Origin of the sequence: Pseudomonas sp. NFX183 (assembly GCF_047943075.1) — a bacterium.
GTDB lineage: Bacteria > Pseudomonadota > Gammaproteobacteria > Pseudomonadales > Pseudomonadaceae > Aquipseudomonas.
In genome coordinates, this window is the sequence record NZ_CP181333.1 from 1,028,403 (window position 1) to 1,053,007 (window position 24,605).

20 protein-coding genes are annotated in these 24,605 nt (G+C 60.9%); 3 read left to right on the forward strand and 17 right to left on the reverse strand.

Translation table 11 applies throughout. The features are described from left to right. Positions 1-721: 721 nt before the first annotated feature. The 3 genes from ACM530_RS04890 to ACM530_RS04900 all read left to right on the forward strand — a co-directional run bounded on the left by ACM530_RS04890 (position 722) and on the right by ACM530_RS04900 (position 5,179). Positions 722-2,044: an OprD family porin gene (locus tag ACM530_RS04890; RefSeq protein ID WP_416364370.1), complete on the forward strand. Its 1,323-nt coding sequence runs from the start codon at positions 722-724 to the stop codon at positions 2,042-2,044. Positions 2,045-2,131: 87 nt separating this feature from the next. Further along, the gene (locus tag ACM530_RS04895) at positions 2,132-3,625 is read left to right on the forward strand and encodes a sensor domain-containing diguanylate cyclase (RefSeq protein ID WP_242194640.1); all 1,494 of its coding nucleotides are present in this window, start codon (positions 2,132-2,134) and stop codon (positions 3,623-3,625) included. A 60-nt stretch (positions 3,626-3,685) separates the two neighbouring features. After that, positions 3,686-5,179 carry a diguanylate cyclase gene (locus tag ACM530_RS04900; protein WP_416364371.1) on the forward strand — a complete coding sequence of 498 codons (1,494 nt, stop codon included), beginning with the start codon at positions 3,686-3,688 and terminating at the stop codon, positions 5,177-5,179. Positions 5,180-5,324: 145 nt separating this feature from the next. Here the strand turns inward: ACM530_RS04900 and ACM530_RS04905 are convergent, their stop codons facing one another. The 17 genes from ACM530_RS04905 to mraZ all read right to left on the reverse strand — a co-directional run bounded on the left by ACM530_RS04905 (position 5,325) and on the right by mraZ (position 24,392). Continuing rightward, positions 5,325-6,323: a hypothetical protein gene (locus ACM530_RS04905; protein ID WP_416364372.1), complete on the reverse strand. Its 999-nt coding sequence runs from the start codon at positions 6,321-6,323 to the stop codon at positions 5,325-5,327. A gap of 260 nt (positions 6,324-6,583) precedes the next feature. Then, entirely contained in the window at positions 6,584-7,495 is a 912-nt protein-coding gene (gene lpxC, locus ACM530_RS04910) for a UDP-3-O-acyl-N-acetylglucosamine deacetylase (RefSeq protein ID WP_003216227.1), read from the reverse strand. A 112-nt stretch (positions 7,496-7,607) separates the two neighbouring features. Then, positions 7,608-8,813, reverse strand: coding sequence for a cell division protein FtsZ (gene ftsZ, locus ACM530_RS04915; protein ID WP_017138180.1), 1,206 nt, complete (start codon positions 8,811-8,813; stop codon positions 7,608-7,610). A 66-nt stretch (positions 8,814-8,879) separates the two neighbouring features. Next, on the reverse strand, positions 8,880-10,145 hold the full coding sequence (gene ftsA, locus ACM530_RS04920) for a cell division protein FtsA (protein WP_017138181.1): 1,266 nt from the start codon (positions 10,143-10,145) through the stop codon (positions 8,880-8,882). Between the two features lie 15 nt (positions 10,146-10,160). Further along, positions 10,161-11,030: a cell division protein FtsQ/DivIB gene (locus tag ACM530_RS04925; protein ID WP_106579561.1), complete on the reverse strand. Its 870-nt coding sequence runs from the start codon at positions 11,028-11,030 to the stop codon at positions 10,161-10,163. A gap of 4 nt (positions 11,031-11,034) precedes the next feature. Continuing rightward, the gene (locus ACM530_RS04930) at positions 11,035-11,991 is read right to left on the reverse strand and encodes a D-alanine--D-alanine ligase (RefSeq protein ID WP_369303432.1); all 957 of its coding nucleotides are present in this window, start codon (positions 11,989-11,991) and stop codon (positions 11,035-11,037) included. Beyond that, entirely contained in the window at positions 11,988-13,433 is a 1,446-nt protein-coding gene (gene murC / locus ACM530_RS04935; protein ID WP_242194648.1) for a UDP-N-acetylmuramate--L-alanine ligase, read from the reverse strand. Before murC ends, ACM530_RS04930 begins: the two co-directional genes overlap by 4 nt. After that, complete coding sequence (murG, locus tag ACM530_RS04940; protein ID WP_145166179.1) at positions 13,426-14,496, reverse strand: undecaprenyldiphospho-muramoylpentapeptide beta-N-acetylglucosaminyltransferase; 1,071 nt, start codon at positions 14,494-14,496, stop codon at positions 13,426-13,428. The genes murC and murG overlap by 8 nt, the downstream gene beginning before the upstream one ends. After that, positions 14,486-15,703 (reverse strand): putative lipid II flippase FtsW, encoded by a 1,218-nt coding sequence (gene ftsW / locus ACM530_RS04945; protein WP_106579565.1) that lies wholly within the window; start codon positions 15,701-15,703, stop codon positions 14,486-14,488. Before ftsW ends, murG begins: the two co-directional genes overlap by 11 nt. Then, a complete protein-coding gene (murD, locus tag ACM530_RS04950; RefSeq protein ID WP_416364373.1) occupies positions 15,700-17,046 on the reverse strand; it encodes a UDP-N-acetylmuramoyl-L-alanine--D-glutamate ligase in 1,347 nt (448 codons plus the stop codon). The genes ftsW and murD overlap by 4 nt, the downstream gene beginning before the upstream one ends. A gap of 6 nt (positions 17,047-17,052) precedes the next feature. After that, a complete protein-coding gene (gene mraY / locus ACM530_RS04955) occupies positions 17,053-18,135 on the reverse strand; it encodes a phospho-N-acetylmuramoyl-pentapeptide-transferase (protein ID WP_003171875.1) in 1,083 nt (360 codons plus the stop codon). After that, positions 18,135-19,505, reverse strand: a complete 1,371-nt coding sequence (locus ACM530_RS04960) for a UDP-N-acetylmuramoyl-tripeptide--D-alanyl-D-alanine ligase (RefSeq protein ID WP_145166177.1) — start codon at positions 19,503-19,505, stop codon at positions 18,135-18,137. Before ACM530_RS04960 ends, mraY begins: the two co-directional genes overlap by 1 nt. Next, positions 19,498-20,961, reverse strand: coding sequence for a UDP-N-acetylmuramoyl-L-alanyl-D-glutamate--2,6-diaminopimelate ligase (locus ACM530_RS04965; RefSeq protein ID WP_416364374.1), 1,464 nt, complete (start codon positions 20,959-20,961; stop codon positions 19,498-19,500). Before ACM530_RS04965 ends, ACM530_RS04960 begins: the two co-directional genes overlap by 8 nt. After that, positions 20,961-22,703: a peptidoglycan D,D-transpeptidase FtsI family protein gene (locus tag ACM530_RS04970; RefSeq protein ID WP_164487968.1), complete on the reverse strand. Its 1,743-nt coding sequence runs from the start codon at positions 22,701-22,703 to the stop codon at positions 20,961-20,963. The genes ACM530_RS04965 and ACM530_RS04970 overlap by 1 nt, the downstream gene beginning before the upstream one ends. Further along, positions 22,703-22,996, reverse strand: coding sequence for a cell division protein FtsL (ftsL, locus tag ACM530_RS04975; RefSeq protein WP_016974244.1), 294 nt, complete (start codon positions 22,994-22,996; stop codon positions 22,703-22,705). Before ftsL ends, ACM530_RS04970 begins: the two co-directional genes overlap by 1 nt. Further along, entirely contained in the window at positions 22,993-23,940 is a 948-nt protein-coding gene (rsmH, locus tag ACM530_RS04980; RefSeq protein ID WP_416364375.1) for a 16S rRNA (cytosine(1402)-N(4))-methyltransferase RsmH, read from the reverse strand. Before rsmH ends, ftsL begins: the two co-directional genes overlap by 4 nt. After that, complete coding sequence (gene mraZ, locus ACM530_RS04985) at positions 23,937-24,392, reverse strand: division/cell wall cluster transcriptional repressor MraZ (RefSeq protein ID WP_003171868.1); 456 nt, start codon at positions 24,390-24,392, stop codon at positions 23,937-23,939. Before mraZ ends, rsmH begins: the two co-directional genes overlap by 4 nt. Positions 24,393-24,605 lie beyond the last annotated feature (213 nt).

Sequence of the window (24,605 nt, forward strand, 5' to 3'; positions counted from 1 at the left end):
CTCCCACAGAAAAGCACAGCAGTGCGGTGCTGGCGACTGCACTCGCTCCCACATTTGGAGCTCTGTGCATCAGATAGAAATGTGTTGCTGTGCTTTTGATCCGCTTTTGCTTCTACCACTCAGGTCGGCTACCAGGCCGCCGTGCTTTTGCTTTTGATCTTGCTTGTGATCTGACAGGCCCCGTCAACCACGCTGGCCGAACGCAGGCTTGAATCCGTGGGTAACCCGGCAGGACGCCGGGTTAGCCGCGTTGGGCCATGGATGGCCCGTCGCGGCGGCCCACGGATTCAAGCCGGAGTGAGGGAACACCGAGCCTAAGCGAGGTGCCGAGTGGTGGGGCAAAGACCTTTTGGTTACTTTTGGGGCGTTTGCCAAAAGTGACCCGCTGTAAGAGCGGAACCGCCAGCCGCCGTGACCGCAGCAACGGATATGTACTCACTCCCCCTACAAAAGCCCCCGCGACTGTTGCAATTTGGGCAACAGTCATTATCTTGTTACACTCTGTACCGCACCGCTCACCTGCGCTAATTTGACGCACCGATGAGCGCGACGGCAACCACAGCTTCCCGCTCACCCAAATTTCCCTCGACTTATTTCCAGGGCTCTACACTGGGAATCTGTTCAAAGCCGCTGACTTCAGCGGCTTTTTTTTGCGGTAAAAAAAGGCCAGGCACCCCCCCACGACATTGGCCGCTTACGATTGACCAAAGGAGCTCCACCGGTGAAGAACTCGCTGACGTTCACCCCGCTATTCCTAGCGATTGCAACAACGATCGCCCCCCTGGCCCAAGCGGCAGACACCACCCCCGCCGACGGTTTCGTCGACGGCGCAAGCCTCAAGATCAACACCCGCAATTACTACATGAACCGCGACCGTCGCGACATCCACACCGATGACAGCAAGGAATGGGGCCAAGGCTTCATCGGCACCTTCGAATCCGGCTACACCCAGGGCACCGTCGGCTTCGGCCTGGACCTCAACGCCATGCTCGGCCTCAAGCTCGACGGCGGTGGCGGCACCGACGGCTCCAGCATCCTGCCGTATGGCAGCGGCAACGGCAAAGCGCCCGGCTCGTTCTCCACCGCAGGCGGCACCTTGAAAATGCGCGCCTTCGACACCGAGCTGAAAGCCGGCGACCTGTTCCTCAACAACCCGGTAATCGCCGGCGGCATGACCCGCATGCTGCCGCAGGATTTCCGCGGCGTAAGCCTGACCAACCACAGCTTCGACGGCTGGATGCTTGAAGGCGGCCAGGCCAGCTTCACCAAGCTCTACAACCAGAGCGGCCACCGGCGCATCGGCACCAGCTACGGCGCGCTGCCAGACCACGCCGACAGCCAGCACCTGAACTGGGCCGGTGTGTCGTTCAGCGCCATCCCGGGCGTCACCAGCAACCTGTACGCTTCCGAACTCAAGGACGTGTGGCACCAGTACTACTACGACCTGGATTACACCTACGCGCTGAACGACCTGGTCAGCCTCAACCCCGGCCTGCACTACTACCACACCCAGGACACCGGCCGGTCGCTGCTGGGCAGCATCGACAACAACACCTACAGCCTGCATTTCACCGTGGGCGTGGGCAACCACAGCCTCACCGCCGCCTACCAGCGGGTCAACGGCAATACGCCGTTCGACTACATCAGCCAGGGCGACAGCGTCTACCTGGACAACTCCCAGCAATACTCGGACTTCAACGGCCCCAACGAGCGCTCGTGGAAACTCAAGTACGCCTATGACTTCGCAGGCCTGGGCATGCCAGGGCTGACGTCTGCCGTTTCCTACATCAGCGGCAAGACCGACCTGACCAAGGTCGACCCCAACAGCCGTGGCTACAGCGCCTGGTACAGCGCCGATGGCAAGGACGCCAAACACTGGGAGCGCGACATCGATTTGAAGTACGTGGTGCAAGGCGGCAAAGCCAAGGACCTGGCCGTGCGCCTGCAATGGGCGACCAACCGCGGCGGAAATGGCTACGCGGCAGTGGATCGGGATGTGGACGAATACCGGGTGATCGTGGACTACCCGATCAACGTGTTCTAACCCGCCAATCTTTCTTTTTTAGCCCATGCCCTAATTTTCATCGCGTAGAACTAAACTGCCAGTATCTTATCTGTTGAAGTCTGCGCGATGAGTCAACTCCGCCCTCCTTCTTTACCTGCACGCTCGGAGCTTTTGCTGATTCTGGGCAGTAGCCTGACCGTCACCCTGATTGTGATTATCGTCGCGGCGCTGCTGAACCGCGAACACGCCAGCACCGTCCAGGCCGCCCAGCGCGCGACCACCAACATCACCCAACTGATCAATGCCGATGTGCTGCGTAACGTCGAGCTCTATGACCTGGCGCTGGAGGGTCTGATCAAGGCCACCACCCGCAAGGACCTGGCGCAGGCGTCACCGGACATCCGGCACATGGTGCAGTTTGACCAGTCCACCGCAGCGCCCTTCAAAGGCGAAGTGCTGTTGCTGGATGCCAACGGTGCAGTGATTGCTGACTCCTCGACGCTGTGGCCAACGCCACGCAATTTCGCTAACCGCGATTACTTCCAGGCGCATCGACAGAATGCCCAGGCCGGCCTGTTTATCAGCCGCCCATTCAGGATTCGCTGCAACTGCGATCAAGTCTGGCGCATCGCATTCAGTCGTCGCGTCACGGGGCCGGACGGCGAGTTTGCCGGTGTCGCGGTGGCAACGATGCGCCTGGCGTATTTCGATCAACTATTCAACCGCCTCACCATCGGCAATGGCAGTTCGGTGAACCTGCTGAACAACCAGGGGATTCTTCTCGCCCAGCAGCCGCTGCTGGAGCGCGACATGATCGACAAGGACCTCAGCGATCGGCCCAACTTCAAACGCATACTGCGCGAAGGCGAAGGCAGCTTTCGGGCGATCTCGGCCATCACTGGCACCGAGCGTTTGTACACCTTCACCAATGTCGGTGAATTACCGCTGATTGTGGTGGTGGCGCTGGCCAGCGAAGACGTGTTCGCCCCGTGGAAACGCGCCGCGCTGCTCACCAGCGGCGCCACCGGCGTGCTCTGCATTGGCCTGTTATGGCTGACCTGGATGCTGCGCCGCGAACTGCGCCGTCGCTATCGCGCCGAGCAAGTGCTGTCGGAGCTGGCCGCCACCGATGACCTGACCGGTCTGGCCAACCGTCGCACCCTGGACCAGCGCCTGCGCCTGGAATGGGACCGCGCGCAGCGCTCCACCGAGCCGCTGACGCTGTTGATGATCGACGTGGACCACTTCAAGGCTTTCAACGACCGCCACGGCCACCACGGCGGTGATGAGGCACTGCGCACGGTCGCCCAGGTGATCGCCAACAACATCCGTCGTCCCGCGGACCTGGCTGCGCGGTATGGCGGGGAAGAGTTTGCGGTGGTGCTGCCGGACACCGACGCCAAGGGCGCCTGGGTGATCGCCGAGCATATCCGCAGCGGCGTCGAGCACCTGCCGCGCGTCGCCGGCGCTGAACAGCCGATCACCGTGAGTATCGGCATGAGTACCTGGGATAAACGCAGTCACCTGTCACTCGAGACGCTGCTGTTGCACGCGGATCAGGCACTGTATGAGGCCAAGCACAGTGGGCGAAACCGGATTGTGGAGGCCACCGGGCCCTGACCTGCTGCAACGCCGTACACGGACTACGCTAATGGCATCCTCGACGCAAAAGTACGCCCGATGAGCCCGAGCCTTTCTCGCTCTACACGTCGCCCGGAACGCCTGCTGATCCTTGGCAGTGTCCTCACGGCCCTGCTGATCGTGGCGATCGTGGCGGTGCTGCTGATTCGTGAACACGCCAATACCCTGCAGACCGCCACGCGCACCGCGAACAACATCACCCAACTGATTGACGCCGATGTACTGCGCAACGTCGAGCTCTATGACATGGCCCTCAAGGGCCTGATCGCCGCCACCGAGCGCAACGACCTGCAAAGCGTCTCCGCCGATATCCGCCATCTGGTGCAGTTCGACCGCTCCGCGGCCGCGCCCTACAAGGGCGACATCCTGCTGCTGGACGCCAATGGCGAGGTGATCGCCGACTCGTCCTTGCTCACGCCCAAGTCCGGCAACTTCGCTGATCGCGATTATTTCCAGGTGCAGCGCAAAGCCCCGGAAATCGGGCTGTACATCAGCCGCCCGTTCATGTCGCGCTGCGTGTGCGACGACCAATGGCGCATTGCGTTCAGCCGCCGCGTTTCCGGGCCGGACGGGCGCTTTCAGGGGGTGGCGGTGGCCTCCATGCGCTTGTCTTATTTTCACCAGCTGTTCAGCAGCCTGAATATCGGCAGCAACAGCACCATCAACCTGATCAACCAGCAGGGCATTCTGCTGGCGCAGCATCCCATGCTCGAACTGGACATGATCGACAAGGACCTGAGCCAGCAGCCAAATGTCGGGCGCATGCTCAAGGAGCGCGATGGCAGCTTTCGCGGCGTTTCCAGTGTTGACCACCGAGAGCGGCTCTACAGCTTTTCCACGGTGGGCAATTTGCCGCTGATCGTCGCGGTGGCACTGTCCACCGATGAGGTATTTGCCCAATGGAAACGCGCAGCCTTGCTGATCAGCCTGGCGACGGGCGTGCTGTGCATCGGTCTGCTGTGGCTGAGTTGGATGCTCAGCAACGAGCTGCGCCGCCGCCACCGCGCCGAGCAAGTGCTGTCAGAACTGGCAGCCACCGATGCGCTGACCGGCCTGGCAAACCGTCGCATCCTCGATCAGCGCCTGCGCCTGGAATGGGACCGCGCGCAACGCTCAACCGAACCGCTGACGCTGCTGATGATCGACGTGGATCACTTCAAGGCCTTCAACGACCGCCATGGTCACCACGGCGGTGACGAGGCTCTGCGCACGGTGGCCAGGGTCATCGAAGACAACATCCGCCGCCCGGCTGATCTGGCGGCGCGTTATGGCGGGGAGGAGTTTGCCGTGGTGCTGCCGCACACCGACGCCAAAGGCGCCTGGGTGATCGCCGAGCATATCCGCAGCAGCGTCGAGCACTTGCCACGGTGTGCCGGCGCCGAACGGCCGATTACGGTGAGTATCGGCATGAGTACCTGGGACAAACGCAGCCGCGTATCGCTGGAGGCATTGTTGCTGAGCGCGGATCAGGCGCTGTATGAGGCCAAACACAGCGGGCGCAACCGCATCGTGGATGCCGCAGCCCTTCCCTGAAAAGCTTGCTACCTGGGCCAATCGGTCAATCAGTGCGGTTGGAGCAAGGCCGCTCGCCGCACCGTCAGCGTGGGTTTGGATCCCGACGCTGAAGGTGCCTCCTGCTGATGACAGTGAGTCAGTACATTTTTCACAGGGGCGGCCTTTACAGCGTGTAGCTGCCACCTCCTGACACCGAGACTCTCGGGTCAGCGCCCACTTGCGCTGTAACACTCAATGGAAACTGCGGTGGCAACAGAGACACGCTTAAACCGAAGGAGCCATCGACCGAAACGCCCGATGTTGCGGAAAACTCGTGTTTTGGCGGGGACTTGCTGGTCAGGTCGGTACTGAAAGTAACTTTGTGTTGAAGGGTAAATGACGGTGACACGCCTGCTCCGCCATTGGCGCCCACCTGCCCTGCTCGAATATTCGCGTTAATACTTGTCCGGGGGAAAAAGGTATAACTATTGGCGATGGATAATGTGTTGTCAGCGTTTTGCGTAATAGTCGGTTTACCAGTGGGAGACAGTGTGAATTGAAGACCCGCCCCGCCGACGTTTATATGTTGCCCAGTCATATGCGTAACACTTTGGTTCACGCCACCGCCCACACTAACGCCAGAACTGGCAAGGCTGCCCTCAAGACCGCCATTCACACTCAGTGATTGCTGGCTGACAATTGAAGGCTTCAAATTAGCGTTAAAGTTTAATTCACCACTTGGATGGACAGTGGCGCTGAATTCCGGTGCGCCAAACGTAAATCGCTGTGAAACGCTGCCCCCGACATTAAAACCCACACCCGTGCCTAAAATATTGGGAATGCCGGCCCTCAAACTGCCGCCGACTTCCAGCTGCATCTTGGGTGCGAAGCTGACGGTGAGGCCGCCGCTGTCATTGGGCCGTAAGCTGATGACGGGATCAAACCGAGCCGTTGCGCTCACACCCGCGCTCGGGCCGCCAGCAATCGGGGTGACCCTGGCGGCGATGGTGGCATAGGTTCGCGGAAAAAAAGACACCGTGGGGATCGGCTGAAACTTCGCTTCACCGCCGAACACATTCGCGGTATAGGGCGCGGCAAAAGAGCGCTCGGGTGGGTTATTGTTGACGTTTTGTTGCTGAGGGTCAGGGCTGCGATATACAGCGGCTGGAGCGATAGCGTTCATGATCGGTATTCCTTCAACAGTAATAGGTATGTATTCACTGATCTCGCGTTAATTCAAAACTCGTTTAGCTGTTGGTACTTTATTCAACGGCCTCACGAAGACTGTGTGGTACACGAAAAAGTATCAGTTCCTACAAAAACACCGTCGAAAGTTGCAACACGTTTCACGACAATGTCATTACCGCGCAACTTGCTATTTTTTAAGCATAAAAAAAGGCCACCCGAAGGTGGCCTTTCAAAACTAAAGAAGAGAGTTGTTACTTACACCGCCGCAACGGGACGCATGTAAGAGATCGGTGCGGTGCTGGCATCTTCGAAGGTCACGACTTCCCAAGCATCTGTCTGTGCAATCAACTTGCGCAGCAGCTGGTTGTTAAGGGCGTGGCCCGACTTGAAGCCTTTGAACTCGCCTATCAGGCTATTGCCCAGCAGGTAGAGGTCACCGATTGCATCGAGGATCTTGTGCTTCACGAATTCGTCTTCATAGCGAAGGCCGTCTTCGTTCAGTACACCATCCGCGTCGACCACGATGGCGTTTTCAACGCTGCCGCCGAGTGCGAGGTTGTGCTTGCGCAGGTACTCGATGTCACTCATGAAACCAAAGGTACGGGCGCGGCTGACTTCTTTTACGAACGAAGTGCTGGAAAAATCCACGCTTGCACTTTGTGTGCGGTCACGGAATACCGGGTGATCGAAATCGATCTCAAAGCTCACTTTAAAGCCTTCGAACGGGACGAAGGTGGCGCGCTTGTCGCCGTCTTCTACTGTCACTTCCCGCAGAATGCGTATGAACTTCTTGGCTGCGTCCTGTTCTTCCAGGCCGGCAGATTGAATCAAGAATACGAAGGGTCCAGCGCTGCCATCCATGATAGGGACTTCGGACGCGGAGAGCTCGACGTAGGCGTTATCGATGCCCAGGCCAGCCATGGCCGAGAGCAAGTGCTCCACCGTGTCCACTTTGACGTCACCGTTGACCAGTGTGGTCGACATAGTGGTTTCGCCAACGTTTTCCGCGCGAGCAGGAATCTGCACCACAGGGTCCAGGTCGGCACGAACAAACACGATGCCGGTGTCGACAGGTGCGGGCTTGAGGGTCAGGTATACCTTCTCCCCGGAGTGCAGACCTACACCTGTGGCACGGATAATATTCTTCAGGGTGCGTTGTTTAATCATGGCTTGGACCGCTTCAGCGCAAATTGCGAACTGGTATCAACAAAGGCTGGCGATAATAACAGACCAGACCTTTGCTGAACACCAATCACCTTCATAGCCCTGATACATTCCATTAATCGGCCTGACGACGCAGGAATGCCGGGATGTCCAGGTAGTCCAGATCGTCTTGCGGATTCGGGCTACGGGACGCCGCAGCACCGGCCTGAGCCTGGTTGCGCATCACGGTCGGACGGTCCAGATCACGGTAGTTCACCGACGGCAGTTCCTGGCGCGCAGGCGCTGGAGCGGCAGCTTGCTGGCTGGCGTGACTGTTGTGGCCGGTGTGAACGGTATTGTCGATGACCTTTACAGGCTTCTCGATTTTTGCGCCCAGGCCGGTAGCAACCACGGTCACGTGCAGTTCATCACGCATGTCCGGATCGATAACGGTACCGACTTTGACCATCGCGTGCTCGGAAGCGAAGGCTTCGATGATGCTACCCACGTCGGAGTACTCACCCAGGGACAGGTCAGGACCGGCGGTGATGTTCACCAGGATGCCGCGTGCGCCTTGCAGGTTCACGTCTTCGAGCAATGGGTTGCGGATCGCCGCTTCAGTGGCTTCACGTGCACGGTTCGGACCGCTGGCGCAGCCAGTGCCCATCATCGCCATGCCCATTTCGCTCATCACGGTACGTACGTCGGCAAAGTCGACGTTGATCATGCCTGGGCGCTTGATGATGTCGGAGATACCGCGAACGGCACCGGCCAGAACATCGTCAGCCTTGGCAAATGCGGACAGCAGGCTTGCGTCCTTGCCCAGGATGGTCAGCAGTTTTTCGTTGGGAATGGTGATCAACGAGTCAACGCTTTCAGACAGCAGACGGATACCTTCGTCGGCGATCTGCATGCGCTTGCGACCTTCGAACGGGAACGGACGCGTTACGACAGCAACGGTCAGAATCCCCATTTCCTTGGCCACTTCGGCAATGATCGGGGCCGCACCGGTACCGGTACCGCCGCCCATGCCTGTGGTGATGAACACCATGTTGGTGCCTTGCAGCACTTCAGCAATACGCTCGCGGTCTTCCAGCGCGGCTTGACGGCCGACTTCCGGGTTGGCGCCAGCGCCGAGGCCCTTGGTCACAGCTGTGCCCAATTGCAGGATGGTCCGCGCGCCGATGCTTTTCAGCGCCTGGGCATCAGTGTTGGCGCAGATGAATTCAACGCCTTCAATGTTGCTCTTGACCATGTGGTTGACAGCGTTGCCGCCGCCACCGCCGACACCGATTACTTTGATAACCGGGCTTGCGGGGATGTTGTCTACGAGTTCGAACATGTTCCCTCTCCTTTCGTTTTCTCTAGTTTTTTCGCCTACTGCTTATTACGGTGTTGCGGTAAATCTTTAGAAATTGCCTTTCACCCAAGCCTGCAAGCGCTCGAACAACGGCGCTTTGGCTTCGTCGTCGCCACCGCGGTAGCTGTCACGGATGCTCGGGCCCGACAGGGAAATGCCGTCGGTCTGCTTTTGCAGCCCGTACAACAGCAAGCCCACACCGGTGGAATAAATCGGGTTGCGCACTACGTCGCCCAGGCCTTTGACGCCATGGGGCACGCCCAGGCGGACGGGCATGTGGAAGATTTCCTCGGCCAGTTCCACCGCGCCTTCCATCTTCGAGGTGCCACCGGTCAGCACGATGCCGGCCGGGATCAAATCTTCGTAACCGCTGCGGCGCAGCTCGGCCTGGATCAGGGTGAACAGCTCGTCGTAGCGTGGCTCGACCACCTCGGCCAGGGCCTGGCGCGACAGCTCACGCGGTGGGCGGTCGCCGACACTTGGCACCTTGATGGTTTCACCGGCACCGGCCAGTTTGGCCAGGGCGCAGGCATAGCGAATCTTGATTTCTTCGGCGTACTGGGTCGGTGTACGCAGCGCCATGGCGATGTCGTTGGTGACCTGGTCGCCGGCAATCGGAATCACGGCGGTGTGACGGATCGCACCCTCGGTGAAGATCGCGATGTCGGTGGTGCCGCCGCCGATGTCGACCAGGCACACGCCCAGCTCTTTTTCGTCGTCGGTCAGTACCGAATAGGCCGAAGCCAGCTGCTCGAGAATGATGTCGTCGATTTCCAGACCGCAGCGGCGCACGCATTTTTCAATGTTCTGTGCAGCGTTGACGGCGCAGGTCACCACGTGAACCTTGGCTTCCAGACGTACGCCCGACATGCCCAGCGGCTCGCGAACGCCTTCCTGGTTGTCGATCACGTAGTCCTGCGGCAGGGTGTGCAGCACGCGCTGGTCAGCCGGGATCGCCACGGCCTGGGCCGCGTCGAGTACACGCTCAAGGTCCGCCGAGCTGACTTCACGGTCGCGGATGGCCACGATGCCGTGGGAATTCAGGCTGCGGATATGGTTGCCGGCCACGCCGACAAACGCCGAGTGAATCCGGCAGCCGGCCATCAGTTGCGCTTCTTCAATGGCGCGCTGGATCGATTGCACGGTGGACTCGATGTTCACCACCACGCCCTTCTTCAGGCCCCGGGACGGATGCGTGCCGATACCGACGATTTCGATAACACCGTCTTCCCCGACCTCGCCGACCAGCGCCACCACCTTGGAGGTGCCGATATCGAGACCGACGATCATTTTTCCGCTTTGCACGTTTGCCATGGGTCCTGCCTCTTCTTAATTCTTCGCGACAGCGGGTTTGGCTGTCGTCGGCGCAGCTGGTTCACGCCAGCCGACGGCCAGGCCGTTGGCGTAACGCAGGTCGACGCTCGCAATGTTCGTAATCTGTTCTTTCAAGGTCTTGTCATAGATGGCAATAAAGCGGCGCATCTTTTCCACCAAGCGGTCGCGTCCCAGCAACAACTCGATGCCCGGGCCGGAACTGCCTGCCCCGGTGGTCAAAAACCAGCTGCCCCGCTCACGCAATTCCAGGCGTGCGATGGAGAAGCCCAGTGGCCGCAGCATCTGGCTCAAGGCCTGGTACTGCTGCATCACTTGCTGTTGCGCCCGCTGCGGCCCGAACAGCTGCGGCAGGTGCTCATAGTTGGCCAGCTCACGCGGGGTGAACGCCTGGCCCTGGTTGTTCAACAGCGCTTCATCGCCCCAACGGGCCACGGGCAGTTGTTCTTCCAGGCGGATCGTCACCTGGTCCGGCCACACGCGGCGCACTTCGGCATGGGCGATCCACGGCATCTGCTCCAGCTCCGAGCGCATACCGGCCAGGTCGATGGTAAAGAAGCTCGCCGCCAGGTACGGACCGATGCGCTGCTGTACCGCTTGCTGGCTGATGTAGCTCAAGTCGCCCTGCACACTGATCTTGGTGATCGGCCGGTCGGCATACGGCAACAGGCGCTGCGCACCCTCGTATGTGCCAAAGCCCAACGCCACCAGCAGCACCGGCCAGAACAGCGCCTTGAGGAAACCAAAGTTGGCTTTCGGCAGGCGCGCCGACATCGGCTCTTTAGCCACCATTCGGCTGGCACCCCGTGGCACCGGCTTGCGGCCGGGTGCTGGTGGGGGCTGATGACGAAGCGATGCGCCGTTCATGTGTTTAGCCTCTTGGCTCAATGCTGTCAGCGAGGATCGCCAGCACCAACTGCTGGAAATCCAGACCGGCTGCACGGGCTGCCATAGGTACCAGGCTGTGATCGGTCATACCCGGCGCAGTGTTGACTTCAAGGAACCAGAAATTCCCCTGGTCATCCTGCATCACGTCTGCCCGCGCCCAACCGGCGATACCCAGCGCCTCACAGGCTTTCGCCGTGAGGTCCATCAATTCCTGTTCCTTGGTTGCGTCAAGGCCACACGGGATCCGGTACTGAGTATCGGAAGCCACGTACTTGGCGTCGTAATCGTAAAAGGTGTGGGGCGTGCCCAATGCGATAGGCGGCAATACCTGGCCACGCAGGGTGGCGATGGTGTACTCGGGACCGGAAATCCACTGTTCCACCAACACTTGCGAATCGTAGGTACTTGCCGCTTTCCATGCGTCGATCAATTCGGCGGCCGAGTTCACTTTGGCCATGCCGATACTGGAGCCTTCATGGGCTGGTTTGACGATCAAAGGCAGGCCCAGTTCCTTGGCTGCAGAAATACAATCGTCTTCGCTGCACAGCACGCTGTGACGTGGGGTTGGAATACCCAGGCTGTGCCACACCTGCTTGGTGCGCAACTTGTCCATCGCCAGTGCCGAGGCAAGAATGCCGCTGCCGGTGTAAGGGATGCCAGCGCACTCGAGCAAGCCTTGCATGCTGCCGTCTTCACCGCCGCGGCCGTGCAGGATGATAAAGGCACGGTCGATCTTCTCGGCCTGCAGGCGGGCGAGGAAATCATCGCCCACGTCGATACCGAACGCATTCACGCCGGCGCTTTGCAGTGCCTCAAGCACGGCATTGCCGGACTTGAGCGAGACTTCACGCTCTGCACTCTTGCCGCCGAACAGCACCGCTACGCGGCCGAAGTCGGCAGGCGTGATCGTGGAAAACAGGGCGTCGTAGTTCGTGGTCATTTCGACTTCCCCTGCACGGCTGCGAACAAGGGGCTCGCGAGCAATTTAGGCGCGAGGCCACCGATATCACCGGCGCCCTGGCACAGCAGGATGTCGCCGGCACGCAGCAGCGGCTTGACGATGGGCGCCAGGTCCACACCGCGCTCGATGTAGATCGGGTCCAACTGGCCACGCTGGCGGATGCTGTTGCACAGCTTGCGGCTGTCGGCGCCCGGGATCGGCTCTTCACCGGCCGGGTAGACTTCCATCAGCAGCAGCACGTTGGCATCGGCCAATACATTGACGAAATCGTCGTACAGATCGCGGGTACGGCTGTAGCGGTGCGGCTGGTACACCATCACCAGGCGGCGCTCCGGCCAGCCACCGCGCACGGCTTTGATCACGGCGGCCACTTCGGTCGGGTGATGACCGTAGTCGTCGACCAGCATCACGTCGCCGCCGTCTACCGGCAGTTGGCCGTAGACCTGGAAGCGACGACCAACACCGGCAAAACGCGACAGGCCTTCAACGATGGCTTCATCGCTGACGCCCTCGTCGGAGGCGATGCAGATGGTCGCCAGGGAGTTGAGCACGTTGTGGTTGCCCGGCATGTTCACCGAGACATCCAGCGGTTCGCGGTCAGGGCGCAGCACGGTGAAGAAAGTTTGCATGCCTTCCTGGCGCACATTGATCGCGCGCACGTCAGCGTCTTCGCTGAAGCCGTAGGTCACGGTCGGACGCTTGACCTGCGGCAGGATTTCACGCACCACCGGATCGTCCAGGCACACCACCGCCAGACCGTAGAACGGCAGGTTGTGCAGGAACTCGACGAAGGTTTTCTTCAACTTGTTGAAGTCACCGTCGTAGGTTGCCATGTGGTCTTCGTCGATGTTGGTAACCACCGCGACCAGCGGCTGCAGGTGCAGGAAGCTCGCGTCACTTTCATCGGCTTCGGCGATCAGGTAGCGGCTGGTGCCGAGCTGGGCATTGGTGCCAGCTGCATTCAGACGGCCACCGATCACGAACGTCGGGTCCAGGCCACCGGCCGCGAACACCGAAGCGATCAGGCTGGTGGTGGTGGTTTTGCCGTGCGTACCGGCAACGGCAATGCCGTGGCGGTAGCGCATCAGTTCGGCGAGCATCTCGGCGCGCGGCACCACCGGAATACGGCGCTCAAGGGCGGTGGCCACTTCCGGGTTGGAGGTGTTCACGGCACTGGAAACCACCAGTACGTCAGCCTCGGCAGCGTTTTCGGCGCGGTGGCCGATAAAGATCTGCGCACCGAACGACTTCAGGCGCTCGGTGACCGGCGACTCTTTCAAGTCAGAGCCGGACACTTGGTAGCCCAGGTTCAGCAGCACTTCGGCAATCCCGCACATGCCCACGCCGCCGATGCCGACGAAGTGGATGCGACGGATGCGGCGCATCTCGGGTTGTGGCATGGCTTTCTGATTCTCAACCATGGGCCACCTCCAGGCAGATGTCGACCACGGTGCGGGTTGCGTCAGGTTTGGCCAGGCGGCTTGCGGTGCTCGCCATGCTGTTGAGTCGTTCCGGTTGCATCAAAACCTCGGTCAGGCGTGCGGCCAAATCGGCGGCGCCAGTCGTTCTTTGCGGCAGCAGGAAGGCAGCGCCCTCCCCGGCCAAATATTCGGCGTTGCGGGTCTGGTGATCGTCAATCGCGTGGGGCAAAGGCACCAGCAAGGACGGCAGACCGGCGGCGGCCAGTTCACTGACGGTCAGCGCACCAGCGCGACAAACCACCAGGTCGGCCCAGCCATAGGCGTGGGCCATGTCTTTGATGAAGGGCTGCACATTCGCCTCGACACCGGCCTCGCGGTAGCGGGCAGCGGTGATTTCATCGTGATTCTTGCCGGCCTGATGGAAGATCTCCGGGCGCAACTCCACGGGGAGTTGAGCCAACGCTTCGGGCAGCAATTTGTTCAGTGGCTCGGCACCCAGGCTTCCGCCGAGGATCAGCAGATGCGCCTTGCGCCCGGCCAGCGCCTCACGGGCAATGGCCATGAACAGTTCGGTGCGCACCGGGTTGCCGGTGGTGCGCAACTTGTCCGAGGCTGCAAAGGTTTTCGGGAACGCTTCACACACACGCGAGGCCAACGGCACCAGCAGGCGGTTCGCGGTACCGGCGACGGCGTTCTGCTCGTGCACGATCACCGGCACGCCAGCCAGCTTGGCGGCAACGCCGCCAGGGCCGGTCACATAACCGCCAAAACCCAGCACGCATACCGGCTTCACTGCACGCATGACTTTGCGTGCCTGCCACACCGCCTTGAGCAACACGAACGGCGCCTTGAGCAGGGACAACTTGCTCTTGCCGCGCAAGCCGGCGACGTTGATCAAATGCAGTGGCAAGCCGGCGTTCGGCACCAATTCATTTTCGATGCCGCGCGGCGTGCCGAGCCAATGCACGGTGTAGCCGCGGTTCTGGAACTCACGCGCGCACGCCAGGGCCGGGAACACGTGGCCCCCGGTGCCGCCCGCCATGATCAGCACGTTAGCGCCCATGGTTCGGCTCCTCGGCAAAATCGCTTTCGCTGAATTCCATCTCTTCGCTGCCCAAGTGGGTTCGACTCTCCCACTCGATGCGCAGCAGCAACCCCAGGCACGCGCAGCAAATCACCAACGAACTGCCGCCGTAACTGAGGAACGGCAAGGTCAGGCCCTTGGTCGGCAGCAGGCCGACGTTCACACCGATATTGATCAGGAACTGGCCGATCCACAGGAACGACAAGCCGTACGCCACATACGCGGCGAAATACTGTTTGGCCTTCTCGGCCCACAAGCCGATGTACATGCCGCGTACACACACGAACACGAACAGCGCGACGGTGCACAGCGAACCCACCACGCCAAGCTCTTCGGCAAGTACCGAGAACACGAAGTCGGTGTGCGCTTCGGGCAGGTAGAACTGCTTCTGCACGCTGTTGCCCAGGCCCACGCCCAGCCACTCGCCGCGACCAAAGGCGATCAACGCCTGAGTCAGCTGGTAGCCGGAACCGAACTGGTCGGACCACGGGTCGGTAAAGGTAATCAGACGGGCCATCCGGTAGGGTTGCGCCTGCACCAGCACCGTCACGGCGGCCACGGCCAGCACCACCATCAAGGTGAAGCGGAACAGGCCGACGCCACCGAGGAACAGCATCGCGGCGGCCGCGCCCATCATCACGACGGTGGCACCGAAGTCGGGCTCCATCAGCAACAGGCCGGCCATTGGCAGCAGCACGATGAATGGCTTGAAGAAGCCCATCCAGCTTTCGCGCACTTCCTTCTGACGGCGTACCAGGTAACCGGCCAGGTAGATCACCACGAACACCTTGGCGATTTCCGACGGCTGCACGTTGAACGCACCGAAGCCGATCCAGCGCATCGAACCGTTCACCTCGCGGCCGATGCCGGGCAGGATCACCATGATCAGCAAGCCGAACGCACCGATCAGCATCATCCAGCCCAGGCGCTGCCAGGTGGCGATCGGGATCATCATGGTGACGATGCACGCGCCAAGGCCGATCACCAGGTACACCAAGTGCCGAATCATCATGTAAAGAGTGTTGCCCGACTGCACGGCGGCCACTTCGGAGGACGCCGAGGTGATCATCACCAGGCCCAGGCCCAGCAGCGCCAGACACCCGGCGAGCATCGGGAAATCAAGGTCGACGCCACGCCCGGTAATGATCGGCGACGGGTACGGTTTGATGATATTTCTGAAATTCATGCCAAGGCCTCCACGGCGCGAGCGAACAGCTGGCCGCGCTCTTCGTAGTTCTTGAACATGTCGAAACTGGCGCACGCTGGCGACAGCAGCACGGCATCACCCGGCTGGGCCAGGGCTTTGCACTGAGCGATGGCGTCGTCCAGGGACGTCGCGCGCACTTGCGGCACCGCGTCACCGAGGGCAGCGGCGATCAAGTCAGCATCACGGCCCATCAGCACCACGGCGCGGCAATGGGCAGCCACCGGGCCTTTAAGGTCTTTGAAGTCGGCACCTTTGCCATCGCCACCGGCGATCAGCACCAGCTTGCCTTCGATATCGGCGCCAAGGCCTTCGATGGCAGCCAAGGCGGCACCGACGTTGGTGGCCTTGGAATCGTTGTAATAGCTGACGCCGTTGAGGTCGCGGACCCACTGGCAGCGGTGCTCAAGCCCGGCGAATGTGCGCAGGCTTGCGAGCATGGCATCGAACGGCAGGCCAACAGCGTGACCGAGTGCCAGCGCCGCCAGGGCATTGGACTGGTTATGCGCGCCACGGATTTTCAGCTCGCGCACCGGCATCAGGTTCTGGAATTCGAAGGCCAGGTATTTCTCGCCGTTCTCTTCGCGGATGCCGAAGGCTTTGAAGTCGGGCTTGCCGAGGCCGAAGGTCCAGCACGGCAGGCCTTCGCCCATCAGCGGACGGCTCAGGGCGTCCTGGCGGTTGACCACCACTTGCCGGGCATCGCGGAAGATCCGGTGCTTGGCCAGGTGATAGGCCGGCAGGCCGCTGTAGCGGTCCATGTGGTCTTCACTCACATTCAACACGGTGGCGACTTCTGCGCCAAGGTCGTGGGTGGTTTCGAGCTGGAAGCTCGACAGTTCCATCACGTACAGCTCGACGTCGTCGCTGAGCAGGTCCAACGCCGGCGTGCCGAGGTTACCGCCCACGGCCACGCGCTTGCCGGCCGCAACCGCCATCTCGCCGACCAGGGTGGTCACGGTGCTTTTCGCGTTGGAACCGCTGATGGCCACAATCGGCGCTTTCGCGTTACGCGCGAACAGGTCGATATCGCCGGAGAGCTTCACGCCACGTGCGGCGGCGGCTTGCAAAGCCGGTGTCGCCAGGGCCAGGCCGGGGCTCACGTACAGCTCATCGGCGCGGCACAGAAACTCGACATCCAACTCGCCACAACGCACTTCCACGTGCGGGTAGTCACGGCGCAGCGTGACCAGCTCCGGTGGATTTTCCCGCGTATCGGCGACGGCAAACGACGTGCCCCGGTTCGCCAGGAAGCGAACCAGGGACATGCCGCTCTTGCCGAGGCCGACAACGATGCGGAAGTGGTCTGAAGCGATCAGGGACACTCGTTTCTACCTCAGTTTCAGGGTGGCAAGGCCGACCAGTACCAGAATCACGGTGATGATCCAGAAACGGACAATCACGCGTGGCTCGGGCCAGCCCTTGAGTTCAAAGTGGTGGTGAATCGGCGCCATGCGGAACACGCGGCGCCCGGTCAATTTGAAGGAAGCCACCTGGATGACCACCGACAGGGTTTCCATCACGAACACACCGCCCATGATGAACAGCACGATTTCCTGGCGAACGATCACCGCGATGGTGCCCAGGGCTGCGCCCAGCGCCAGTGCGCCGACGTCGCCCATGAAGACTTGTGCGGGATAGGTGTTGAACCACAAGAAGCCCAGGCCGGCGCCGATCAGCGCGCCGCAGAATACGATCAGCTCGCCCGCGCCCGGTACGTACGGGATCAGCAGGTATTCAGCGAATTTCACGTTACCCGACAGGTAGCAGAAAATGCCGAGCGCACCGCCGACCATCACCGTCGGCATGATCGCCAGGCCGTCGAGGCCGTCGGTCAGGTTCACCGCGTTGCTGGAGCCGACGATCACAAAGTAGGTCAGCACCACGAAGCCGATGCCCAGTGGAATGCTGGCGTCCTTGAGCATCGGAATGATCAAGGTGGTTTCCACCGCGCTTGGCGCAGTGGTGTACAGGAAGATCGCGGCGGCAAGACCGAATACCGACTGCCAGAAATACTTCCAGCGGCTTGGCAGCCCCTTGGAGTTTTTCTCGATCACTTTGCGGTAGTCATCGACCCAGCCGATGGCGCCGAACAACAGGGTCACCAGCAGCACCACCCACACGTAGCGGTTATGCAGGTCGGCCCAGAGCAAGGTGCTGATGCCGATGGACGAGAGGATCAGCGCACCGCCCATGGTCGGGGTGCCGGATTTGGACAGGTGCGACTGCGGGCCGTCATTGCGAACCGATTGACCAATTTGCAGGTTCTGCAGGGTGCGGATCATCCACGGCCCCAGGAACAGCGACAGAGACAGCGCGGTCAGCACACCCAGAATCCCGCGCAGGGTCAGGTACTGAAAGACCGCGAAGCCTTTGTGGAACTGTTGCAGATACTCAGCCAGCAGCAGCAGCATTAATGTTTCTCCGTACTTGAGCCACACAAGGCCGCGACGACGTTTTCCATCACCGCGCTGCGCGATCCCTTGATCAAAATGGTTGTGTGTTTGTCTTGTTCAGCCACGCCCAGCGCCTGGATCAGCTCGGCCTGGGTTGCGAAATGCCGCGCGCCGAGGCCAAAGGCATCGACGGCGTGCGCCATGTTCGGGCCGACGGCGTAGAGCGCGTCGACTTTTCCGCTGGCGTAGGCACCGACTTCGCGGTGGCCTTGCTCTGCCCAGTCGCCCAATTCGCCGATATCACCCAGCACCAGAACCTTGCGCCCGGCAAAGCCCTTCAACAGGTCAACAGCGGCATTAATGGAGGACGGGTTGGCGTTGTAGGTGTCGTCGATCACGCGCATGCCGTTGGTCGCCAGCTGCGCGACGGTGCGGCCCTTGACCGGCTGCACTGCGCCCAGGCCGGTAGCGATACCGAACAGCGACACACCCAGGGCATGCGCGGCGGCGGCGGCGGCCAAAGCGTTGGCAACGTTGTGGTTGCCGAGCAGATTCAATTGCACGTGCTCGTCGCCTTGCGGCGTGTGCAAGGTGAAGGACGGGCAGCCTCGGGCGTCAACGGTAATGTTGGAGGCGTGAAAATCAGCGGCGGCATTGGCCACGGCAAACGTCAGCACCTTGCGACCGGCGGCACGTACACGCCAGGTCTCGAAGGCCTTGTCGTCGAGGTTCAATACAGCGGTGCCGGATGCATCGAGGCCTTCAAGGATTTCGCCCTTGGCTTCGACGATTTTTTCCGGGCCACCGAACTCGCCAACGTGGGCGGTGCCGGCGTTGTTGATAATCGCCACGTGAGGCTTGGTCAGCGCCACGGTGTAGGCGATTTCGCCGATGCGCGAAGCACCCAGCTCGATCACTGCCGCCGTGTGTTCCGGGGCCAGCTCGAGCAGAGTCAGCGGCGCGCCGAAATCATTGTTCAGGTTGCCACGGGTGGCGAGCACCGGCCCGCGCGTGCGCAGGACACCGGCGAGCAATTCCTTGACCGTGGTTTTGCCGCTGGAGCCGGTGATGGCTGCAACCGGCTTATCGAAGGCGGCGCGGTTCAATGCACCCAACTGGCCCAAGGCCAAACGGGTATCTGCAACCAGCAGTTGCGCCAAGGTGGAATCGGTCACTTCACGCTGCACCAATGCACCCACGGCACCTTTGGCAGCGACGTCGTTCAGGTAGTCGTGACCATCAAAACGCGGGCCGGCCAAGGCCACAAACAATTGCCCAGGCTTGATGTTACGGCTGTCGATACTGACGCCGTCGAAGCTGCAATCGCTCGACACTACGCGGGCCGACAGGGCCTGGGTCAGTTCGCTGAACGTCATCGCTTTAAGCATGGGCAACCTCCCAGGCGGTCAAGGCATGGTCGGCCTCGACCAGATCGGAGAAGGCATGGCGTTCGCCGTTGATTTCCTGGTAGTCCTCGTGACCTTTGCCAGCCAGCACTACCACGTCGTCAGCGCTGGCGCTGGCGATCAATTGGGCAATGGCGGCACCGCGACCGGCCACGAAAGTAGCCTTGGACGCGTCTTTAAAGCCGACACGGATGTCGTCGAAAATCTGGCTTGGGTCTTCGCTGCGCGGGTTGTCGTCGGTGACGAGCACGCCATCGGCGAGACGCTCGACGATCTCGGCCATCAACGGACGTTTGCCGCGGTCACGGTCACCGCCGCAGCCGAACAGGCACAGCAACTTGCCCTTGGCATGTGGGCGCAGGGCTTCGAGGACTTTTTCCAACGCGTCCGGGGTGTGGGCGTAATCGACCACTACCAGCGGCTGCGAACCGCCGCCCAAACGCTGCATGCGGCCGGCCGGGCCTTCGAGCTTGGGCAGCACGCGCAGGATTTCATCGAGTGCGTAATCCAGGCCAAGCAGCGCGCCGATGGCAGCCAGCACGTTGCTCAGGTTGAAACGGCCGAGCAAGGTGCTGCGCAAGTGGTGCTCGCCCTGCGGCGTGACCAACGTGGCGAGCATGCCTTCATCATTGAATTGGGCTTCGCGGCAATACAGGTAGGCGCTGGAATCTTCCAGGCTGTAGGTGATCAGGCGCGATTCGCTGTCCTCGGCAGCCAGCTGGCGGCCAAAAGCGTCATCGAGATTCACCACGCGGCATTTCAGATCATTCCAGGCGAACAGCTTGGCCTTGGCGGCGGCGTACGCCTCCATGGTGCCGTGGTAATCAAGGTGATCGCGGGACAGGTTGGTCATCACCGCCACGTCGAAGGCCAGCGCGGTAACACGGCCCTGGTCCAGACCGTGTGAGGAGACTTCCATGGCAACCGCCTTGGCACCCGCCTTTTTCAGGTCGGCCAGGGTCGCTTGCACAGCAATCGGGTTTGGCGTGGTGTGCAGGCCGCTTTGCAGCGCGCCATAAAAACCGGTGCCCAACGTGCCGACAATGCCGCAGTGCTGACCCAGCAGGTCAAGCGCCTGGGCGACCAACTGGGTCACGCTGGTCTTGCCGTTGGTGCCGGTCACGCCGATCAGGTTCAGTTGACGGCTTGGGTCGCCATAAAAGCGCCCGGCGATGTCCGAGAGCTGCGCAGCCAGGCCTTTGACCGGAATCAATGGCACGTCGGTGATCGGCAGCACGGTGGCACCGTCCACTTCGTACGCCACGGCTGCCGCACCACGTTGCAGGGCATCGGCGATGTGCGCACGACCATCGAACTTGCCACCAGGCACGGCCAGGAACAGGTCACCGGCGCGTACGTTACGGCTGTCCAGGCTCAATTCGCGGATCAGCAGATCGCGTCCGGCGTGAGCAAAAATCTTGTTCAAGCTAAGAGACATCAGCCGCGCCCTCCATTGGCTTTGGCAGCAGCGGCCGGTGGACCGGCGTTCGCTTGTTGAGTCGGCGGCAGGTTGTCCGGCGTAATGTTCATCAGGCGCAGGGTGCCGGACATCACTTTGCTGAACACCGGTGCCGATACCAGGCCACCGAAGTAGCCGGCCTTGCTTGGCTCATCGATCACAACAACGATGGCGTAGCGCGGATCGCTCATCGGGCCGAAGCCGGCGAACAGCGAGCGGTACGAGTTCTCGGCGTAGCCTTTGGTGCCGACCGACGTTTTACGTGCGGTACCGGACTTGCCTGCCACGTGATACGCCGGCACCTGGGCACGGAACACACCACGCGGCGCTTCGATCACTTGTTGCAGCATGCCTTGCATGGTCTTGGCGACGTTTTCCGGGATCACCTGGGTGGCTTTCGGCGCTTCGTCGACGTGGATCAGGCTCAGTGGAACCATGCGGCCATTGTTGGCTAATACAGAGAATGCGTGAGCCAGCTGGATCGCGGTCACCGACAGGCCATAGCCGTAGGAAAGCGTGGCTGTCTCGGCCTTTTTCCAGTCGCGGTAGTTCGGCAGGTTGCCCACGCGCTCGCCTGGGAAGTCCAGACCGGTGGGTTGGCCCAAGCCGATTTTCTGCGCCAGGTGATAGATGGTTTCGCCGCCGATATCGAAGGCAACTTTACTCATGCCGACGTTACTGGAGTTGATCAGAATACCTGTCAAATCCAGCACCGGACCTTCAGTGCGGGACACGTCACGAATGGTGTATTTGCCCAGCTGCAAGGTGCCTGGGTAAACCTCGACTTTGTCGCTCGGTTTCCAGCGCCCGGTTTCCAGGGCAGCACTCATGGAGATGGCTTTCATGGTCGAACCCGGCTCGAACACGTCGATCATTGCGCGGTTACGCATCATCGCCGGTTGCAGGTTGCGACGGTTGTTCGGGTTGTAGGTCGGCTGGTTGACCATGGCGAGGATCTCGCCGGTCTTCACGTCCATGATCACCAGGCTGCCGGCCTTGGCGCCGTTCTCGATGATCGCGTTACGCAGCTCGCGGTTGGCCAGGTATTGCAGGCGCAGGTCAATCGACAACGCCAAGGGCTTACCGGCCTTGGCGTTTTTGGTGACCTGGACATCCTTGATCAGTCTGCCGCGTCGATCCTTGATGACCTGCCGTTTGCCGGGAACCCCGGCCAGCCATTCGTCGTAGGCCAGTTCCACACCTTCACGGCCGTGGTCATCGATGTCGGTAAAGCCAACCATGTGCGCGGTGGTTTCACCGGCCGGGTAGAAACGACGAAACTCCTCGATGCCATAGACACCGGGGACTTTAAGGTCGAGCACCTGTTGGCCCTGTTCAGGAGTCAGGCCGCGAACCAGGTAGATGAATTCTTTATTGGCCTGGGCTTCCAGGCGCTCGGACAAGGCTTTTGGGTCCTGGCCCAGGGCGGCGGCCAGTTCCGGCCACTTGTCCTTGGCGACCTGCAATTCCTTGGCGTTGGCCCACAGGGTGGTTACCGGGGTACTGACGGCCAGAGGCTCGCCATTACGGTCGGTGATCAGACCGCGGTGCGCAGGAATCGGGATATGCCGCAGGCTCCGGGCGTCGCCCTGGCCGATCAGGAAGTCACGGTCAACCACTTGCAGGTCGATGATCCGCCAGGCAATCGCGCCCACCATCAATGCCAGCAAACCCAGCATCAGGCGGAAACGCCAAGGGTAGAGTGCGCCTTCAAGTTTCATCATGGCGCCACCATCCGAACTTCGGCCGCGCCCGGAATGTGCATCTTCAACTGCTCGGTCGCCAGCACTTCGATGCGGCTATGGGCGGTCCAGGTGCTTTGCTCGAGGATCAACCGGCCCCACTCCGCCTGCGCTTTATCACGCACGCTCAATTCCCCGTACAGGGTATTGAGCAATTGGCGGTTGTAGTGGGCGCTGTAGGACACCGCAATCGCGGACACCAGCACGCCGATAAAGAGCAGCAACATAAAGAAGCTGCCGCCCGGAAGGGGCTTGGCGAAAAGCTTGCTCACCGCAACTTCTCCGCAACGCGCATGACGGCGCTACGGGAACGTGGGTTGGCCTTGAGTTCGGCTTCGGAAGCGAACTGCGCTTTGCCATGGATTTTGATTTTCGGCACAAAGGCTTCGAAACGCACCGGCAGGTTGCGCGGCAGGTTATCGGACTCGCCCATGACCAGACGACGCATGAACAGTTTGACGATGCGGTCTTCCAGGGAGTGGAAGCTGATCACCACCAGGCGACCGCCCACTTCCAGGGCTTCCAGTGCGGCTTCGAGGCCGGCTTCCAGATCGCCCAATTCGTTGTTGACGTGAATGCGCAGGCCCTGGAACGCACGGGTCGCAGGGTTCTTGCCCTTTTCCCAGGCAGGGTTGGCGACTTTCAGCACTTCGGCCAGGTCAGCGGTGCGTTCGAACGGCTGGATTTCACGGCGTTCGACCACGGCACGGGCCATGCGGCCGGCGAAGCGTTCTTCACCGTATTCCTTGAACACGCGGGCAATTTCTTCCACCGGCGCGGTGGCGATGAACTGTGCGGCACTGACACCACGGGTAGGGTCCATGCGCATGTCGAGCGGGCCGTCGTTCATGAAACTGAAGCCACGTTCCGGGTCATCGAGCTGCGGCGAAGACACGCCCAGATCGAGCAAAACCCCGGCCACCTTGCCTGCCATGCCACGCTCGGCGACTTCGGCACCCAGCTCGGCAAAGCTGCGCTGTACAACGACAAAGCGGCCGTCTTCGGCCGCTAGCGCTTGCCCGGTGGCAATCGCTTGAGGGTCTTTGTCGAACCCGAGGAGCTTACCGTCGGACCCGAGCTGGCTGAGTATCAACCGACTGTGCCCGCCCCGGCCGAAGGTGCCATCCAAATAGCAGCCATCCGCGCGTACGGCGAGAGCCTCAACGGCTTCGTCAAGCAGTACGGTGATGTGGTTAAAGCCGCTATCAATAGTCACAGGATCAAATCACGCAGTTCATCAGGCATCGCGCCCGGTTGTTGAATAGCAGCCAGGTCCGCTGCAGAAACAGCATCCCAGGCATCTTCGTCCCACAATTGGAACTTGTTCAGTTGGCCCACCAGCATTGCGCGCTTATCCAGCTTGGCGTACTCGCGCAAACGCGGCGGCACCAGAAAACGCCCACTGCCATCGAGTTCGAGGTCGACGGCATTACCAATCAGCAAACGCTGCAGGCGGCGGTTTTCTTCACGCAATGAAGGCAGAGCGCGCAACTTGGTTTCGATCAACTCCCACTCATCGAGCGGGTAAACACACAAACAAGGGTCAACGGCATCAATCGTGATGATTAACTGGCCTGAACTTCGCGAAATGAGCTCGTCACGATACCGGCTCGGCATGGCGAGACGGCCTTTTGCATCGAGACTGATAGCGTTAGCTCCGCGAAACACAGATGCGTTTCTCCAAATTTTAGCGTTTTACGTTCAAAAAACCCACTTTGTGCCACTTTCCGCCACTTGCGCACACTATAGGAATGCGCCCACCACACCGTCAAGGCGCGGATTCAAGGAAAAGCCTTACAGAACGGAGATTTAGGAGTGTAAAAGGAGGAGAAACGCGAGTTCGGCGATGTTTTTGACTCAACAACCGCAAATAGCTCATGG